The 13,655-nt window shown below is 65.5% G+C and carries 11 protein-coding genes; 3 read left to right on the top strand and 8 right to left on the bottom strand.

Annotation, left to right across the window (positions count from 1 at the left end; all coding sequences use genetic code 11):
- The 3 genes from AZSI13_RS05165 to AZSI13_RS05175 form a co-directional block, all read right to left on the bottom strand.
- Positions 1–211, bottom strand: a 211-nt coding sequence (locus tag AZSI13_RS05165; RefSeq protein WP_201262313.1) for an ESPR-type extended signal peptide-containing protein, incomplete at its 3' end; no start/stop codon positions are given.
- A 59-nt stretch (positions 212–270) separates the two neighbouring features.
- Complete coding sequence (locus tag AZSI13_RS05170) at positions 271–1,962, bottom strand: ShlB/FhaC/HecB family hemolysin secretion/activation protein (protein WP_109040112.1); 1,692 nt, start codon at positions 1,960–1,962, stop codon at positions 271–273.
- A gap of 405 nt (positions 1,963–2,367) precedes the next feature.
- The gene (locus AZSI13_RS05175) at positions 2,368–4,527 is read right to left on the bottom strand and encodes a hypothetical protein (protein ID WP_109040113.1); all 2,160 of its coding nucleotides are present in this window, start codon (positions 4,525–4,527) and stop codon (positions 2,368–2,370) included.
- Positions 4,528–4,912: 385 nt separating this feature from the next.
- On the opposite strand from AZSI13_RS05175, the gene AZSI13_RS05180 reads away from it, so the two are divergent.
- Positions 4,913–5,302 (top strand): hypothetical protein, encoded by a 390-nt coding sequence (locus AZSI13_RS05180; RefSeq protein ID WP_109040114.1) that lies wholly within the window; start codon positions 4,913–4,915, stop codon positions 5,300–5,302.
- A 101-nt stretch (positions 5,303–5,403) separates the two neighbouring features.
- Here the strand turns inward: AZSI13_RS05180 and AZSI13_RS05185 are convergent, their stop codons facing one another.
- Both AZSI13_RS05185 and AZSI13_RS05190 read right to left on the bottom strand, forming a co-directional pair.
- Positions 5,404–5,970: a hypothetical protein gene (locus AZSI13_RS05185; protein ID WP_109040115.1), complete on the bottom strand. Its 567-nt coding sequence runs from the start codon at positions 5,968–5,970 to the stop codon at positions 5,404–5,406.
- 165 nt (positions 5,971–6,135) lie between these two features.
- A complete protein-coding gene (locus tag AZSI13_RS05190) occupies positions 6,136–7,107 on the bottom strand; it encodes a sensor domain-containing diguanylate cyclase (RefSeq protein ID WP_201262314.1) in 972 nt (323 codons plus the stop codon).
- A 397-nt stretch (positions 7,108–7,504) separates the two neighbouring features.
- On the opposite strand from AZSI13_RS05190, the gene AZSI13_RS05195 reads away from it, so the two are divergent.
- Together AZSI13_RS05195 and AZSI13_RS05200 are read left to right on the top strand one after the other, a co-directional pair.
- Complete coding sequence (locus AZSI13_RS05195; protein ID WP_109040117.1) at positions 7,505–7,735, top strand: DUF3079 domain-containing protein; 231 nt, start codon at positions 7,505–7,507, stop codon at positions 7,733–7,735.
- A gap of 323 nt (positions 7,736–8,058) precedes the next feature.
- A complete protein-coding gene (locus AZSI13_RS05200) occupies positions 8,059–9,147 on the top strand; it encodes a DUF4062 domain-containing protein (RefSeq protein WP_109040118.1) in 1,089 nt (362 codons plus the stop codon).
- A gap of 367 nt (positions 9,148–9,514) precedes the next feature.
- Here the strand turns inward: AZSI13_RS05200 and AZSI13_RS05205 are convergent, their stop codons facing one another.
- The 3 genes from AZSI13_RS05205 to AZSI13_RS05215 all read right to left on the bottom strand — a co-directional run bounded on the left by AZSI13_RS05205 (position 9,515) and on the right by AZSI13_RS05215 (position 13,643).
- A complete protein-coding gene (locus AZSI13_RS05205) occupies positions 9,515–10,858 on the bottom strand; it encodes a sigma-54 dependent transcriptional regulator (RefSeq protein WP_109040119.1) in 1,344 nt (447 codons plus the stop codon).
- Complete coding sequence (locus tag AZSI13_RS05210; protein ID WP_109040120.1) at positions 10,855–12,738, bottom strand: ATP-binding protein; 1,884 nt, start codon at positions 12,736–12,738, stop codon at positions 10,855–10,857. The genes AZSI13_RS05205 and AZSI13_RS05210 overlap by 4 nt, the downstream gene beginning before the upstream one ends.
- Before the next feature lie 119 nt (positions 12,739–12,857).
- A complete protein-coding gene (locus AZSI13_RS05215; protein WP_109040121.1) occupies positions 12,858–13,643 on the bottom strand; it encodes a sulfite exporter TauE/SafE family protein in 786 nt (261 codons plus the stop codon).
- Between the last annotated feature and the right edge of the window lie 12 nt (positions 13,644–13,655).

Genomic DNA, 13,655 nt, shown 5'->3' on the forward strand with positions numbered 1-13,655 from the left:
TTACCTGCCCGCCGGTGGGCAGGGCATTGGCGGCCGGCGGGGCTGCCAGGGCGGAGCCGGCCAGCAGGCTGCCCACCACCAGGGCCAGGGGCTTGAGGCGACGCCCGCCCCGGGAGGCCCGTCCCCCTTTGCTCTTACCCCGGGCACTTTCCGGCGCGGCCACGTAGCTTTGGCTCTGTTCGTTCCAAGCGAGTCGGTAGGTGTGGTTCATGGGGGCCTCGGGGCGGAAAAGGTGGCGTGGGGGGCGTGGGAGGGCTATTGCGGCCGGGTTTAGAAGAATTTGCTCAGGGAGAGCCAGTAACGGGTGTCGCCGGCCTTGCTGCCATCGTTGTTCTTGCCATCGGCAGTGGCTCCAGGATTGCTCCCCAGGGCGGCGGCCACGGAGGCCGTCAGACGCCAGTCGCCGCTACCGGCCCAGCTGATGCCGAAACCGGCGCCGGCAAGGCTGTAGCGGTTGGGCTGGTTGCTGCCGCCCTGCCAGCCCCGCCAGGGGTTCTTGTGCTGGCGCACGCTGCCGCTGTCGTAAAAGGCCTGGGCCTGCCAGCCGGCACCCAAATCCCGTTGCAGTTCGAGCTTGAGCAGGTAGCCCTCGTCGCCGCTGCCTTCATTGACCGGGTAGGCCCGCACGCCGGAGGGGCCGCCGAGGCTGAAGCGTTCGGAGCTGCCCAGGTTGCCGTCGGCCCATTGGCCGTTGAGGGCGGCCTGGAGTTGCCAGCCGCTGCTGCCGAGGGATTGCAGGCGGGCCAGCTGGAAGGCCAGCTTGCCGTAGTTGCCCGCGGTGCGTGGGCCAGCGGCATCCGCCGCCCGGTCGCCCGCCACGTCGTCGATGTGCAGGCGGCCCTGGGTGTATTGCAGGCTGCCCCAGGAGGCGCCGCCGCCCCCAAGGCCGTCGTTGCGGTCACCGCTGAGGCCCAGGGTCAGGGCATTGATGTTCTGCCGGCGCAGGGCGGCGGACAGGGCGTCGTCCTCGTAGTTACGGTGTTCCGCCGCCAGGCTCAGGTTGAGGTTGCGGTCGCTCTGGCGAATGACGGCGTAGCCCAGGTTGAGGCCCGCCGTGGTGGCCCGGCCTTCGGCCCGCAGGCTGGTGAAACGGTCCCCCAGCTTGTAGTCCATGGCCGAGGCGGAGGCGCCCAGGCGCCAGCCGTCGCTGCCCAGGGGCGTGGCGTACTGGAAGGTCAGGCTGTTCAGGTTCTGGGCCGTCAGGGCCCGCAGGGAAAGGCGGTCGCCGTAGCCGCTGAGGTTGTTGAGGGCCAGGCCGCCGAGCAGCTGGAACACCCCGGTGGACTTCACCCCCTGATTATTGAAGCTGAGGTCGCCGGTGACGAAGGGCGTGTCATCGGTCTGCAGCAGCAGGCGCGAGGTGCCGGCCTCCTCGCCGGCCTCGAGGACGCCGGTGGCGCGAATGCCGGAAAGGTCATTGGCCAGCAGCAGGCCCCGTTCCAGGTCGCTGGCGGAAAGGGGCTGGCCGGCTTGCAGGCGGCGGGTGGCCACGGCCTCGACAAAGGGGCCGTTGGCCCGCTGGCCCTTGTCCTCCCGCTGGACGCCGCCGTAGCGTCCTTCCAGCACCTGGATGCGGATTTCGCCGCCGGTGACGTCCTGCACCGGCAGGTACACCCGTACATACCAGCCGCGCTGGCGGTAGTGCTGGGCGATGCGCTGGGCCGCCTGTTCCAGCTCGGCCAGGGTCAGGGATTGGCCCGTCAGGTCCTGGATGAGGGCGCTCAGCTCTGCCACCGGAATCAGGGAGGCGCCGTCGATGACGAAGCTGCGCACCGTCACCCGCAGGGCCTTGGCATCTTCCGCCATGGGCTTGGCCTGGGGGGCGCCCAGGGCCGGGCGGGGGGTGGGCGCCCGCAGGGCCTTGCCGGTCTCCCGTTGCAGGCTGCCCGCATCTGGCGGGGTTTGGGCGTGGGCGGTAGCGGTGGCCAGCAGCAGGGCGGTGCTCAGGGAGGTCAGTTTCATGGACGCGGACGCAATGGGGGAACGATATTGACGTGAGCATAAGCAGTGAGCGTAAGAGCAGCGTAAGAGCGATGCCGCGGAGTCGGTGTTTTGTCTTACGTTACTGGCCGGAATCGCCAGGCCGCCAGGTAGCACAAGGCTGGGGCAGCCGGAAGAAAGGAACGTGAAGGGGGAGGAGCGGCAGGAAAGCGGTAGGAAAGCGGCTTGCAGTGACCAGGGCCTTACCTGCAACAGGTGGGTCAGGCGATGCGAAGGATGGGGAGGTCAGGAGCGGAGGGCGGGGCGCTCAGGCTGCGGGACAGTCGCGGCGGTTGGCCGGAGAACCAGCGGGAAGGTGAGAAAAGGCGGACGGTAAACGCCGCGAGGCCGCCCGAATGGGGCGGCCTCGCGGGGACAGGGGGCGGCTTAGAAGTGGCCGCGCAGCACGACCCAGGCAAAGACAGCCAGGGCGATGCCGAAGAGCAGGGCCCAGGGCCAGACCCGGCGCTTTTCCGCATAGGGGTCGGTGAGGGTCCGCTCCGCCCCTTCCGGCAGCTTGGCCAGTTGGGTGAGGGCGGTGCCGAAGGGGATGTTGATGCGGGCCCGGGCATTCACTGCCCAGCCGTTGGCGTCCAGCAGGGGGCCGAGGGTGCGGCCCCGCAGCTTGAACCAGGCCAGCAGCATGGAGGGGCCGGAGACCATCAGCATCAGGCCGCCGATGGCAATGGGCATCTGCCACCAGTGCAGGCCGAGAAAGCCGGTGACGACGGAGGCGATGGCGGTGCCGATGGCGCCCACGGCCAGACCCAGGGCGGCGAAGATGCCGGCGAACTTGCCGGCGTCGAAGGGTGCCGGCGGCTGTTTGGCGGGAGCGGCAGCCGGGGCGGCCTCCACCTTTTTGGCGCCGTCGGCCACCAGGGCGGCGGATTGCTGCTCCACGGCGGCGGCCTTGGCGGCGGCAAATTTCTGGAACTGCTCACCCACCAGACGGGCCACCTTGCGGTAGGGCGCCCAGAAAGCCTGGCGGATGCTGATGGGGTGGTCCACGATCTTGGTGATGGTGGCGTCCCAGTCCCGGCCCTGGCGGTCGTAGAAAACGCCGTTGCGGCCCACCAGCAGCTGGTCGGAATCACCGGCGGTAAAGGCGGCGGCAATGCTCATCTTTTCGCCATTGCGCTGGCAGTCGCAGTAAACCAGGCAGATGCGGGAAAGGCTGGCCAGGGCGGCGTGGCGGCCGGCGTCGTTCACCGGGATCACCAGCTCGCAGCTGCGGCCATCCAGGTACAGGGTGCCGGCCTGGAAGACGGCTTTGCCGCGGCGGGTGTAGAAATCCCGGAAGGAGACGAAGTTGTTGGCCAGCAGGGCCAGGTCCCGCACGTAGCGCACCAGCCGGTCGGCGGCGCTGATGGCCTCGAATTCCTCCGCCAGGGCCGCATCGGCGGCAATCAGGGCAGTCAGCCGGGCGGGCAGGTCACTCTCGAGAATGGCGGCGATACGGGCTTCGCCCAGGGCCGCCACCGGAGTTTCCACCCGGGCGGCCAGCCAGGTTTCGTAGGCGGCCAGCCGGGCTTGCAGGGCTTGCCAGTCGGCTTCGCTCAGGGCCGGGCGCTGGCCCAACAGGGGCGCCACTGCGGCAGCGGCCAGGGTGGCGATGCGTTCGGCCCAGGCCGGGTTGATGCCGTCCTGCAGGGGCAGGGCGCGGCCGGCTTCCACCCGGGCCAGGGGCAGGGCGGCGATGGCCTCGTCGGTGGTGCCCAGGGCGCGGGCGGCCAGGGCCTTGAGGTCTTCCTCGGCACCGTTCATCAGCTCGCCGGCCCGGGGGTCGAAGGCGGCCAGGCGGCAGCGGGTGAAATAGTCGTCCACCTTGGCCCGCACGGCGGCCACGGCTTCCCGGGCGGCAGCGGTGTCCTCGCCCAGGGGCTGGATGGCGGCTTCCTGGCGGGCGGCAGCCTGCCAGTCGTACCAGGCCCGGGCTTCGCTGAGGAAGCGTTCGGCCTGGGCCTGGCCGATGCCGGCCTCGCCGCTGCGGTCCGCCTCGCTGCCCAGGGTATCCATGATTTCCTGCACCAGGGCGGCCAGGGCTTCGTCCGGGGTGCCGGCTTCGGTCTGGCAATTGGCCGGGGTGACGATGCCATCGCCGTTGAGGCGGGCGGCGGCGAAGATGGCGGTGCTGTCGCCGGTGTCGTCCACCGACAGGGCGGTGGCGTTGTCCTTGCCCAGGCTGTGCAGGATGCGGCGGGCGGCGGCCAGTACCCGGCGTCCCTCATCGCTGGCGTCGTCAATGGCGTCCAGGGGCAGGGGGGTGGCACCAGTGGCCAGCAGGGCCTTGTCACGGATCAGGCTGCCGGTCCATTGCAGGCCGGCGATCAGTTCCGGGGCGCGGATGTGGCCGTCCTGGTCCGTATCCAGCAGGGCCAGGGTGCGGGGATCGAACTCCAGGCCCTGCAGGGGGCAGGAGAGGGCAACCCACAGCTTCTGGTCCAGCTGGTCCAGGTTGAGCAGGTCTTCGGCCCGATCCAGGCGTACCTGGTCGAAGCCGCCGGCGCGGAAGAAGCGCCAGGTATGGGGGGAGGTGGGTTGGGTCATGGTCTAGGGCACCTTGGCCGCCAGGCCGGCCGGGGGCCGGTGCGGGGCGGCGGGGTTGATGATGTTGTTGGCACACTATACCGCTGCTCAAGGGCCGTGGGTATTGTTCTGGCGGGCTGCTGCGGGGTGCCGGCAGTGCCCTTGGTCCGGGGGAAGGAGTAAGGTGTCATGCAGGGCGCCATATGCTGTCGTGCTTGCTGCGGTTGTTCAGGTGGTTGCGATTGCCTATGCCGCGCATTGTGCGCATTGCCCACCCGTAGCCTGCCGGTATGGCTTCAGGCACCGTTGCCCCGCAGGGGGCAGGCGGCAGGGCGTAGTGAGGTGTCGTGGGCAGCCAGAGGCAGACCGCCCCGTCATGCCGTCAAACCAAAAAGAGGAGACCACCGTGTCTTTCGTCAATGAATGGCGGGATCATCAGGTGCACAAACGCTTCGCCGCCCAGGTGACGGGCAGCGATTTCGTCCGCTCGGTGCGGGCGGTGTGTGAAGACGAACGCTTTGACCGCCTGGAAGCGGTGATCAACGATTTCAGCCAGGTTACCTCCCTGGACATCGACCACTCCGCCATGACCGATGCCGCAGCCCTGACCATCGGCGTCAGCGTTACCAACCCCCGCCTGAGGGTGGCCTTCGTCATTCCCGAGGGAGAAGTGGGGGAGCAGATCCGCTCGGTGCTGGCGCCCCAAGTGGTGCCCAGCTTCCGCCATCGCGTTTTCGCCACCCTGGCCCAGGCCCAATCCTGGATTCAGGAATCCGGCAAACTCGCCCCCCGGTAATTGCCCCTATCTGCCAAACCGGGGCCGGGCACCACCTGACGAACCCGCAAAGCAAAGGGCCGGCGCCATGGCCGGCCCTTTTTGCATTTGGAAAGACCCCCTTAGCGGCTGGCCTCGCAGCCCAGAGCCTTGCCCTTGGTGAAATACTCGGTGCCCGCCGGGCAGTTCAGCGGATGTTCCGGTTTGGCCGGATTCTTGGACCCCTTCGCCGGGCCACAGGTGAAGCCGCCATCCTTGCGGGTCTTGCCCTGCTGGGCCCAGCCCTGGGGACAGAGGGTGCCACCCGCCGCAGCGCCAGCCCCGCCGCCGATGGAGGCGGTGGTTTCAGCCTCGCCCACGCAGGGGAAGTAGGTGCCCTTGCGCTTGCCATCCACCTTCACCTGGTAGTTGCCCGGCTTGGCATAGACGTGGCTGAAGGTGCGGGGAAAACCCTCGTGGGAGCGGCTGCCCACCTTTTCCACGATTTCCTGGCCGTCGCCGAACTTGACGCGCAGGCCGCAGACGGACGTTTCATCCACATCCTTGGCGGAAATGGTGATCTGGCTCGGCTGGCCGGCCGGTGCGGCGGTGACGGTGACCTTGTCCAGGGCCGTGGCGCTGGCGCTACCGGCCGCCAGCAGGCCGGCGGCGATGAACAGGGCAGTGGTGGTGCGATGCAGGAACGGCATGGCAGTACTCCTCGCTGTTGTGGGTTATGTCGCCAGTATAGGAAAGGTCCTTACGGCTGGATAGGGGCTGGAGTCGCCCCGTTGGGCGTGGCAGCGAGGCGTCTGGAAACGCGGGGGAACGGGAGCGGCGCAACAAATGGCCCCGGCAAACCACCGCCGTCAGGTTCAGCTGGCCGGCTGCTTGCGCCGCCGCTTGGTGGCATACATGCGCTTGTCCGCTACTTCCAACAAACGGTCGGACTCGGAACCATCCACCGGGGTGACGGCCGCGCCGATGCTTGCTTCCAGTTGGTAAGGCTGGTCCTCGAAGAAGAAGGGGCGGCGGATTTCCTCGTCAATGCGCCGGACGGCTGCATCAATGCTTTCCACATCCTCGATGGGTGTCAGGATGACGCCGAATTCGTCGCCCCCCAACCGGGCCACCGTGTCCGTGCTACGCGTACCCGCCTTCACCCGCTGGGAAAATTCCACCAGTACGGCATCCCCCACCCGGTGCCCATAGACATCGTTGATCTGCTTCAGACCATCCATGTCGATCATCAGCACGCCGGAAGGCTGGCATTCCCGATGGCTGTGGGCCACCACGTTCTTCAGCCGGTCCATGAACAGGGCCCGGTTGGCCAGCCCGGTCATGCCGTCGTGGGTCGCCTTGTAAAACAGGTCGTCGCTGTCGTACTTGGCCGAAAAATACATCGCCGCGGCCACTACTTCCGAGAGCATCCCCAGCAGCATCATGTCCCGTTGCTGGAACTTGTTCGGCTCCGCAGACATGGCTTTTAGCACCCCCACAGTGACGCCCTTGTGCTTGAGCGGCATGACGATCATGGAACGCAGGCCCACCTTGCGGCAGGCCTCCCGATCCACCCTCGGGTCCGTTTCCGAATCCGTGCAGTTCAGGGTTTCACCGCTGATGACGCTGAGCCCGGAAAGACTGGCGTTGATTTTCAGGTGCAACCCCAACTGCGGCCCAGCAATACCCGCCGCCGCCCGGTAGACCATGTCCCCGTCTTCCGCCAGTTCAATGGCCGCCCCATTCGCATCAATCAGGCCCAGGGTTTGTTCCACGATGTACTGCATGACTCCGCCCAGGTCGAGCCCAAGCTTGGCGATTTCGGTCTGAATGCCGATGATTTGCATCAGCTGCTGGTGAGATGGCATGGTGCGTGCGGTTGGCTGAAAAGGTGATAGTGGCGGAAGTAAAGGCGGGCAGCCGGAGATGCGGGCCTCTATAGGTTATATGACTTTAGATGTAGCAAGTGTATCCCGTCCCCCGGGCCTGCAATGTGGAAAATTTCTCAATAGTACCGCGGACTTAGCGTCGTTTCGAGGGACTGCTCCAACATCCTCTGTTATTTGCCGTACGGCAGTTTCTGGGGGCTCCTTCTCTGGCCTCCAGCCTTCCCCGTAATACGCCTCTCAGCACTGTCCGGTAATTTTTTGATGAGGATCAGGCCGTGCATCTTTTTTCCCGAGTATTTTACTCGGGTATGGGTGGCCCACCCTCTTGCCCCATTCCCGTGCAGGTACTGCGTCCATGTCCAAGAAATTCCCTCTCCACCCCAAACACCCCGAGCGCATCTGCTGGGGGTGCGACAAATATTGCGCGACGGACAACATGCTCTGCGGCAACGGCTCGAGCCGGACCCAGCATCCGATGGAGTTGCTGGGAGAGGATTGGTATGAGTTTGGGGATTGGGGAATTGAGGTGACGAAGGGGGATGATGATCCTTCTGCCTTGGGATCAGAATCGGGTTCGGCGGCTTGAGGCTTTTGGATTCGTTGGACGTGGTGGGTTGATTGGCGGCTGGGTTCCGCGCCGCCGCGCGTGTTCCTTTTCTTGCTTCCCCAAGAAAGGGAACCAAAAGAAGGGGAACCCTCACCCCCGGCCCTTCGGGCTCCCCTGCGCTGCTCAGTCGAGCGGGGCGGCTGCGGAACTCGGCCCTGCGGGCCTCAGACAGTCCTCGCCGACAACCCCCCGCCCGCCTTGCGCTGCTCGGCGGGGGGGGGNAATGTGTAGTTTAGTCACGGGAAGAAAATGATAATTTAATACCGAGAACACAACTTTCTACGTACGGAACCCCAAAAGCCATGCCAGAAAAGAGATTTCAGGTCTTCGTTAGTAGCACTTTCCGAGATCTTGAGGATGAACGGCAGGAAGTGATGCATGCATTGCTAGAGTTGGATTGCATGCCAGCGGGCATGGAGTTGTTTCCTGCAGCGAACGAGTCTCAGTGGAATTTGATCAAACGCGTTATTGACGACTGTGACTATTACATTCTCATCTTGGGCGGGCGATATGGCTCAATCGGACCTGAAGGCTTTAGCTATACGGAGATGGAGTATCGATATGCGCTAGATACTGGTAAGCCCATCATCTCTTTCCTACACCGTAATCCTGGCCAAATCGTGGCAGACAAGAGTGAACAGTCGCAGGAGGGAAGGGAGAGGCTTGCTGCGTTTCGAGCTCTTGTTGAACAACGCCTCTGCAAGCATTGGGAGTCAGCTGCAGACCTCGGGTCAGTTGTTAGCCGTAGTCTGATTCAGTTGATTAAATCAGCGCCCGGGATTGGATGGGTTCGGGCTAATGAGCTACCTGACAAAGATGCAATGTCAGAATTATTGCGACTTCGGCGTCAAGTCGATGAACTTCAGGTTGAGCTTGCAAAGAGCCGTATTACAGCCCCAAAGGGCGCAGAAAATCTTTCTCAAGGCACTGACTCCCACGAGTTGAACTGCCTTGTTACTACTCGACAACCTAGTCATTCTGGTTACGGCGATAAAGATTGGAGCTATTCCCAAGATTTGACGTGGAACGATATTTTTTCGTCAGTTGCACCATTGATGATTCATGAAGCACCCGAGGCTCAATTGAAAAAAGCATTAGATTCATTGGTGCAGGAAAAGCTCGGGCCTGTGGTTGCAAACGAACGGGAATTTGTAGGACGTAAAATCATCCGAATTACGCTAGATGATCAAGACTTCCAGACGGTAAAAATTCAACTTCGTGCTCTGGGTCTGATGGCGAAAAGTGAAAAAGCCCGTAGCGTAAAAGATTCAGGTACCTATTGGACTCTTACCCCCTATGGCGACGAAGTGATGACTAGGCTGCGTGCTATACGAAAGGCTCCTCCCTCACCGCACAATCCACTTGAGGGTGTAGGAGCAAATGTGAACTAATAATTTTCAGGGGGGCATAGGGCTCGTTTTTGGTACTTTTTGTGTTAGACATTTTGCAAAATGGAGTGAAGGTGCCCCTTCGCCCTGTGCGGCGCCGAGCAACGGAGCTTCTGGCGGGAAAAGGGCGAGCACTGTTTGAGGCCGTAGGCCGAGTTGCGCAGCCCCCGCCGGAAGCGAGTAGCGCAGGGAACCCCGCGGAACGCGGGGCGCCAAACCGGGCTCGCGTTTTCTTTGGTTACTTATCTTTTGGCGATACAAAAGAAAGTAACCCGCGCGTCAGGCGCGGAACCCGGCGGTAAAACTAAAAATCACGCCCGAGGGAAAATCACCCTCAAAGCCCCAACCCAATACAGCCCAGGGCTAAAACCTACCCCTGTTCCCCCAACCGATACTTCCGAATCTTGTCATGCAAAGTCGTCTTGGCCACCCCCAGCGCCTCCGCAGTCCGCGCCAGACTTGCCCCATTGCGGGCTAACGCATCCGCAATCAACGCCCGCTCAAACGCCTCCACCGTCTCCGCCAACGGCCGCGGCCCGGACGGCGCGGCCACGGCGAACGGTGCCACCCCCGCCTCAATCCCCAACACGCAACGATCCGCTACGTTGCGCAATTCCCGCACATTCCCAGGCCAGTCATAGGCCATCAGCGGCCCCATGCGGGCCGGGTCGGCCGCGGGCACCGGCCGCTCGTGGCGGGCGGCGGCCTGCAGCAGGAAGTGTTCGAAGAGCAGCGGAATGTCCTCCCGCCGCTCCCGCAGGGGCGGCAGGGGCAGGGTGGCGACGTTCAGCCGGTAATAGAGGTCGGCGCGGAAGCGGCCCTGGTCGGAGAGTTCCTTCAAATCCGCCTTGGTGGCGGCGATCACCCGGCAATCCACGGGAATGGGCGTGTTGGAGCCCAGGCGCTCCAGGCTGCGTTCCTGCAACACCCGCAGCAGCTTGATCTGCATGGCGATGGGCATGGACTCGATTTCGTCCAGGAACAGGGTGCCGCCGCTGGCGTACTCGATCTTGCCGATGCGCTTTTTGGCGGCGCCAGTGTAGGCGCCGGCCTCGTGGCCGAAAATTTCGCTCTCGAAGAGGGTTTCTGGCAGGCCGCCGCAGTTGATGGCGACGAAGTTGCCGTTGCGCCTCGGCCCTGCCTCGTGCAGGCAGCGGGCCACCAGTTCTTTGCCGGTGCCGGTTTCGCCGTGGATGAGGATGTCGGCGGCGCTGTTGCCTAAGTCGGCCACCAGCTGGCGCACCTTGACCATGGCCGGGGAGCGTCCGATGAGGCGGGCTTCCAGCTGGTCCCGGCTTTCCAGGCGGGCCCTGAGTTGCCGTACCTCCAGGGTCAGGCGGCGCTTGTCCAGGGCGCGGCGCACCACTTCCACCAGGTAGTCGGGGGAGAAGGGCTTTTCGATGAAGTCGTGGGCGCCGCCCTTCATGGCCTGCACCGCCAGGGAAACGTCGCCGTGGCCGGTGATGAGCACCACCGGCAGATCCGGGTCGATGGCCTGCAGTTCCGCCAGCAGGGCCATGCCGTCCATGCCCGGCAGGCGGATGTCGCTGACGACGATGCCGGGAAAGTCACGGCTCAAGCGGCGGCGGGCCTTCTCGGCGCTATCGACGCTGCTCACCGCAATGTCTTCCAGTTGCAGGGCCTGTTCGCAGCCCAGGCGCACGTCCGGGTCGTCTTCCACCAGCAGCACTTGTAGGGAGTCTTGTTGGCTCATGAGGGGGTTCCAGGGGCGGCGGCGGGAGCAGCCGGCAGGTCCAGGGTGAATACGGCGCCGCCGTCGGGGTGGTTGTCCCCGCTCAGTGTGCCGTTGGAATCGGCGACGATGCCGGCGGAAATGGCCAGGCCCAGGCCCAGGCCGCTGCCGGCTTCCTTGGTGGTGAAGAAGGGCTCGAAGAGGTGGGCCCGGGCTTCTTCGTCCAGGCCCGGCCCCCGGTCCCGCACCTGGATGACAAGCCGCTCCCCGGCGCGCCGGGCGCTGATGTCGAGGGCGGGGTCGGCGCAGTCGGCCATGGCGTCGAGGGCATTGGCGGCCAGGTTCACCAGCACCTGCTCCAGCCGGTTGGGGTCGCACCAGGCTTGCAATTCCTCCTCCGGCAGGTCGATACAGGCCACCACGCCGGCTTTCTTGAGGCGCTGCTCGAGCAGGAAGAGGGCGTTTTCCACGGCCCGGCGCAGGGGCACGGCCTGGGGCTGGCCGGTGGATTTGCGGGCGAAGGATTTCAGCTGGCCGGTAAGGCGGCCCATGCGGTCCACCAGTTCGCCGATGCGCTCCAGGTTGCTGCCGGCGGTTTCCTGGTCGCCCCGGGCGAGGAACTTGCGGGCATTGCCGGAGAGGGTGCGCAGGGCCGCCAGGGGCTGGTTCAGCTCGTGGGCCAGGCCGGCGGAGAGCTGGCCGATCACCGCCAGCTTACCGGCCTGCACCAGTTCATCCTGGGCCGATCTCAAGGTGCGTTCGGCCCGGGTGCGCTCTGCCACTTCTTCCTGCAGGCGGGCGTTGGCGGCGGAGAGATCGGCGGTGCGCTCCTCCACCTTGCGCTCCAGCTCGTCGTGGGCCTTTTGCAGGGCTTCCCGGGCGGCCAGGCGGTCTTTCACGTGGCGCCGCCGCTCGTTGAACATGAGGGCGACGATGCACAGGAAAGCCGCGCCGATGCCGGCCAGGGCGGCCCGGTTGGCGGCAATCTCTCGCACCTGCTCCTGGTGGGAAAAGACGGTGATGCTCCAGGGCGTGCCCGGCAGGGGCTGGGACTGGGCGAGGAAGATGCCGGCCACGGGGAACATCGACACCATCTCCGGCCCGGCCTTGGGCAGGCGCACCAGGCGGGCACCGTGGTCGAGCTGGGCCAGTTCAGCCACTCCCAGGGGGTTGAGGGCGCGGCGGTTGTATTGCTGGGTCTGGTCGAAGGCCCGCCGGGTTTCGTCGTCCAGGGGCTTCAGGGTAGTGAATTTCCAGTCCGGCACCGAGGCCAGGATGACCACGCCGTTCTCGTCCGCCACCAGGGCCGGGGCTTCCACCGTGGCCCAGGTCTTCTCCAGCTGCTGCAGGCCCACCTTGAGCACCGCCACCCCCACCGTGCCCTGTCCGTTGGTCAGGGCCGAGGCTAGGTAGTAGCCCGGCTCGCCCCGGGTGGTGCCGATGCCGAAAAAGCGGCCGCTGCCCGTATCCAGGGCCTGGCGGAAATAGGGGCGGAAGGAGAGGTCTTCGCCGAGAAAGCTGTCGGGCCGCCGCCAGTTGCTGGTGGCCATGACCTGGCCCTTGGCGTTGAGCACGTAGATGGAGAGGGTGCCGGCCCGTTCGTTGAGCTGCTCCAGGTAGAGATTCACCTCCTCGGTCTGGGCCGGCGTCGGGCGGGGCGTTGCCAGCAGGTGCAGCACATCCTTCTCCAGGCCCAGGGTGGTGGGGAAGTAGGCGTACTTGTCGATTTCCCGCTCCAGGCTGGTGGCGTAGAGATCCAGCCGGTGGCGCCCGGTGGCCTGGAGATCGGCCAGACCCATGGCCAGGCTGAGGCGGAAGGCAAGCAGGCTGGTGCCGCCCACCAGGGCGGCAAGGCCCAGGATGAGCAGGAGGAGGCGGGTGAGGCGCGGGCTGGGGGGCATGGGCGTATCGGCGTGTCAGGGGCCGCGTTCGGATTTCCGGATTATGCCGGGCTGGCAGGGCGCGTGGGGGGCTGGCGGAGTGGTGGCCGGGGTCGGGATGAGGCCGCGCCGGCAGCCGTTCAGGAAGCTGACCAGGCGGAAAGCCAGGGCGCGACCATGTCCCAGCCCAGCTTGACGATCAGCACGGCGACGATGATGAGAAAAGCCTGGCGCACGAAGCCGGCGCCCCGCTTCAGGGCCAGCCAAGTGCCCACCTGAGCGCCGGCCAGGTTGCAGGCGGCCATGAGCAGGCCGACGGTCCACAGGATGGGGCCGTGGCTGGCGAAGAAGGCAATGGCGGAAATGTTGGTGGCAGTGTTGATGACCTTGGCGCTGGCCGAGGCCTTGAGGAAGTCCATGCCGAAGAAGCGGACGAAGCCGAAGATCAGGAAGCTGCCGGTGCCGGGGCCGAAGAAGCCGTCGTAGAAGCCGATGGCCAGGCCCAGCAGCAGGCCGCGCCAGCGGTCGGCCCGGGTCAGCTCTCGCGTGGCGCTGTGGCCCAGGTCCTTGCGGCGGAAGGTGTAGATGGCCACGGCCAGCATGAGGATCAGCACCAGGGGGCGCATGGCCTCCCGGGGCAGCCAGGCCACCACGGCGGCGCCCAGCCAGGCGCCGAGCAGGGCGGCCAGGGTGGCGGGCAGGACCACGGCCCAGGGAATCGAAACGGAACGGGCATAGCGCCACAGGGAGGCGCCGGTGCCGGCGATGGACGACACCTTGTTGGTGCCGAACAGGGTGGGAATGGCGGTCTGGGGAAACTGGGAGAGCAGCACGGGCACCTGGATCAATCCGCCGCCACCCACCACGGCATCTACCATGCCGGCGAAAAAGGCAGCGGGAGCGAGAAGGAACCAGTTGAAATCCATGTCGGGGCTCGA

The organism is Azospira sp. I13, from assembly GCF_003112695.1.
Lineage (GTDB): Bacteria > Pseudomonadota > Gammaproteobacteria > Burkholderiales > Rhodocyclaceae > Azospira.

Excerpts from the sequence above, each read along its gene's own strand:
- AZSI13_RS05210 (WP_109040120.1), bottom strand. The coding sequence starts at position 12,738 with ATGCCCCCCAGCCCGCGCCTCACCCGCCTCCTCCTGCTCATCCTGGGC.
- AZSI13_RS05175 (WP_109040113.1), bottom strand. The coding sequence starts at position 4,527 with ATGACCCAACCCACCTCCCCCCATACCTGGCGCTTCTTCCGCGCCGGC.
- AZSI13_RS05170 (WP_109040112.1), bottom strand. The coding sequence starts at position 1,962 with ATGAAACTGACCTCCCTGAGCACCGCCCTGCTGCTGGCCACCGCTACC.
- AZSI13_RS05190 (WP_201262314.1), bottom strand. The coding sequence starts at position 7,107 with ATGCAAATCATCGGCATTCAGACCGAAATCGCCAAGCTTGGGCTCGAC.
- AZSI13_RS05185 (WP_109040115.1), bottom strand. The coding sequence starts at position 5,970 with ATGCCGTTCCTGCATCGCACCACCACTGCCCTGTTCATCGCCGCCGGC.
- AZSI13_RS05205 (WP_109040119.1), bottom strand. The coding sequence starts at position 10,858 with ATGAGCCAACAAGACTCCCTACAAGTGCTGCTGGTGGAAGACGACCCG.
- AZSI13_RS05215 (WP_109040121.1), bottom strand. The coding sequence starts at position 13,643 with ATGGATTTCAACTGGTTCCTTCTCGCTCCCGCTGCCTTTTTCGCCGGC.
- AZSI13_RS05200 (WP_109040118.1), top strand. The coding sequence starts at position 8,059 with ATGCCAGAAAAGAGATTTCAGGTCTTCGTTAGTAGCACTTTCCGAGAT.
- AZSI13_RS05195 (WP_109040117.1), top strand. The coding sequence starts at position 7,505 with ATGTCCAAGAAATTCCCTCTCCACCCCAAACACCCCGAGCGCATCTGC.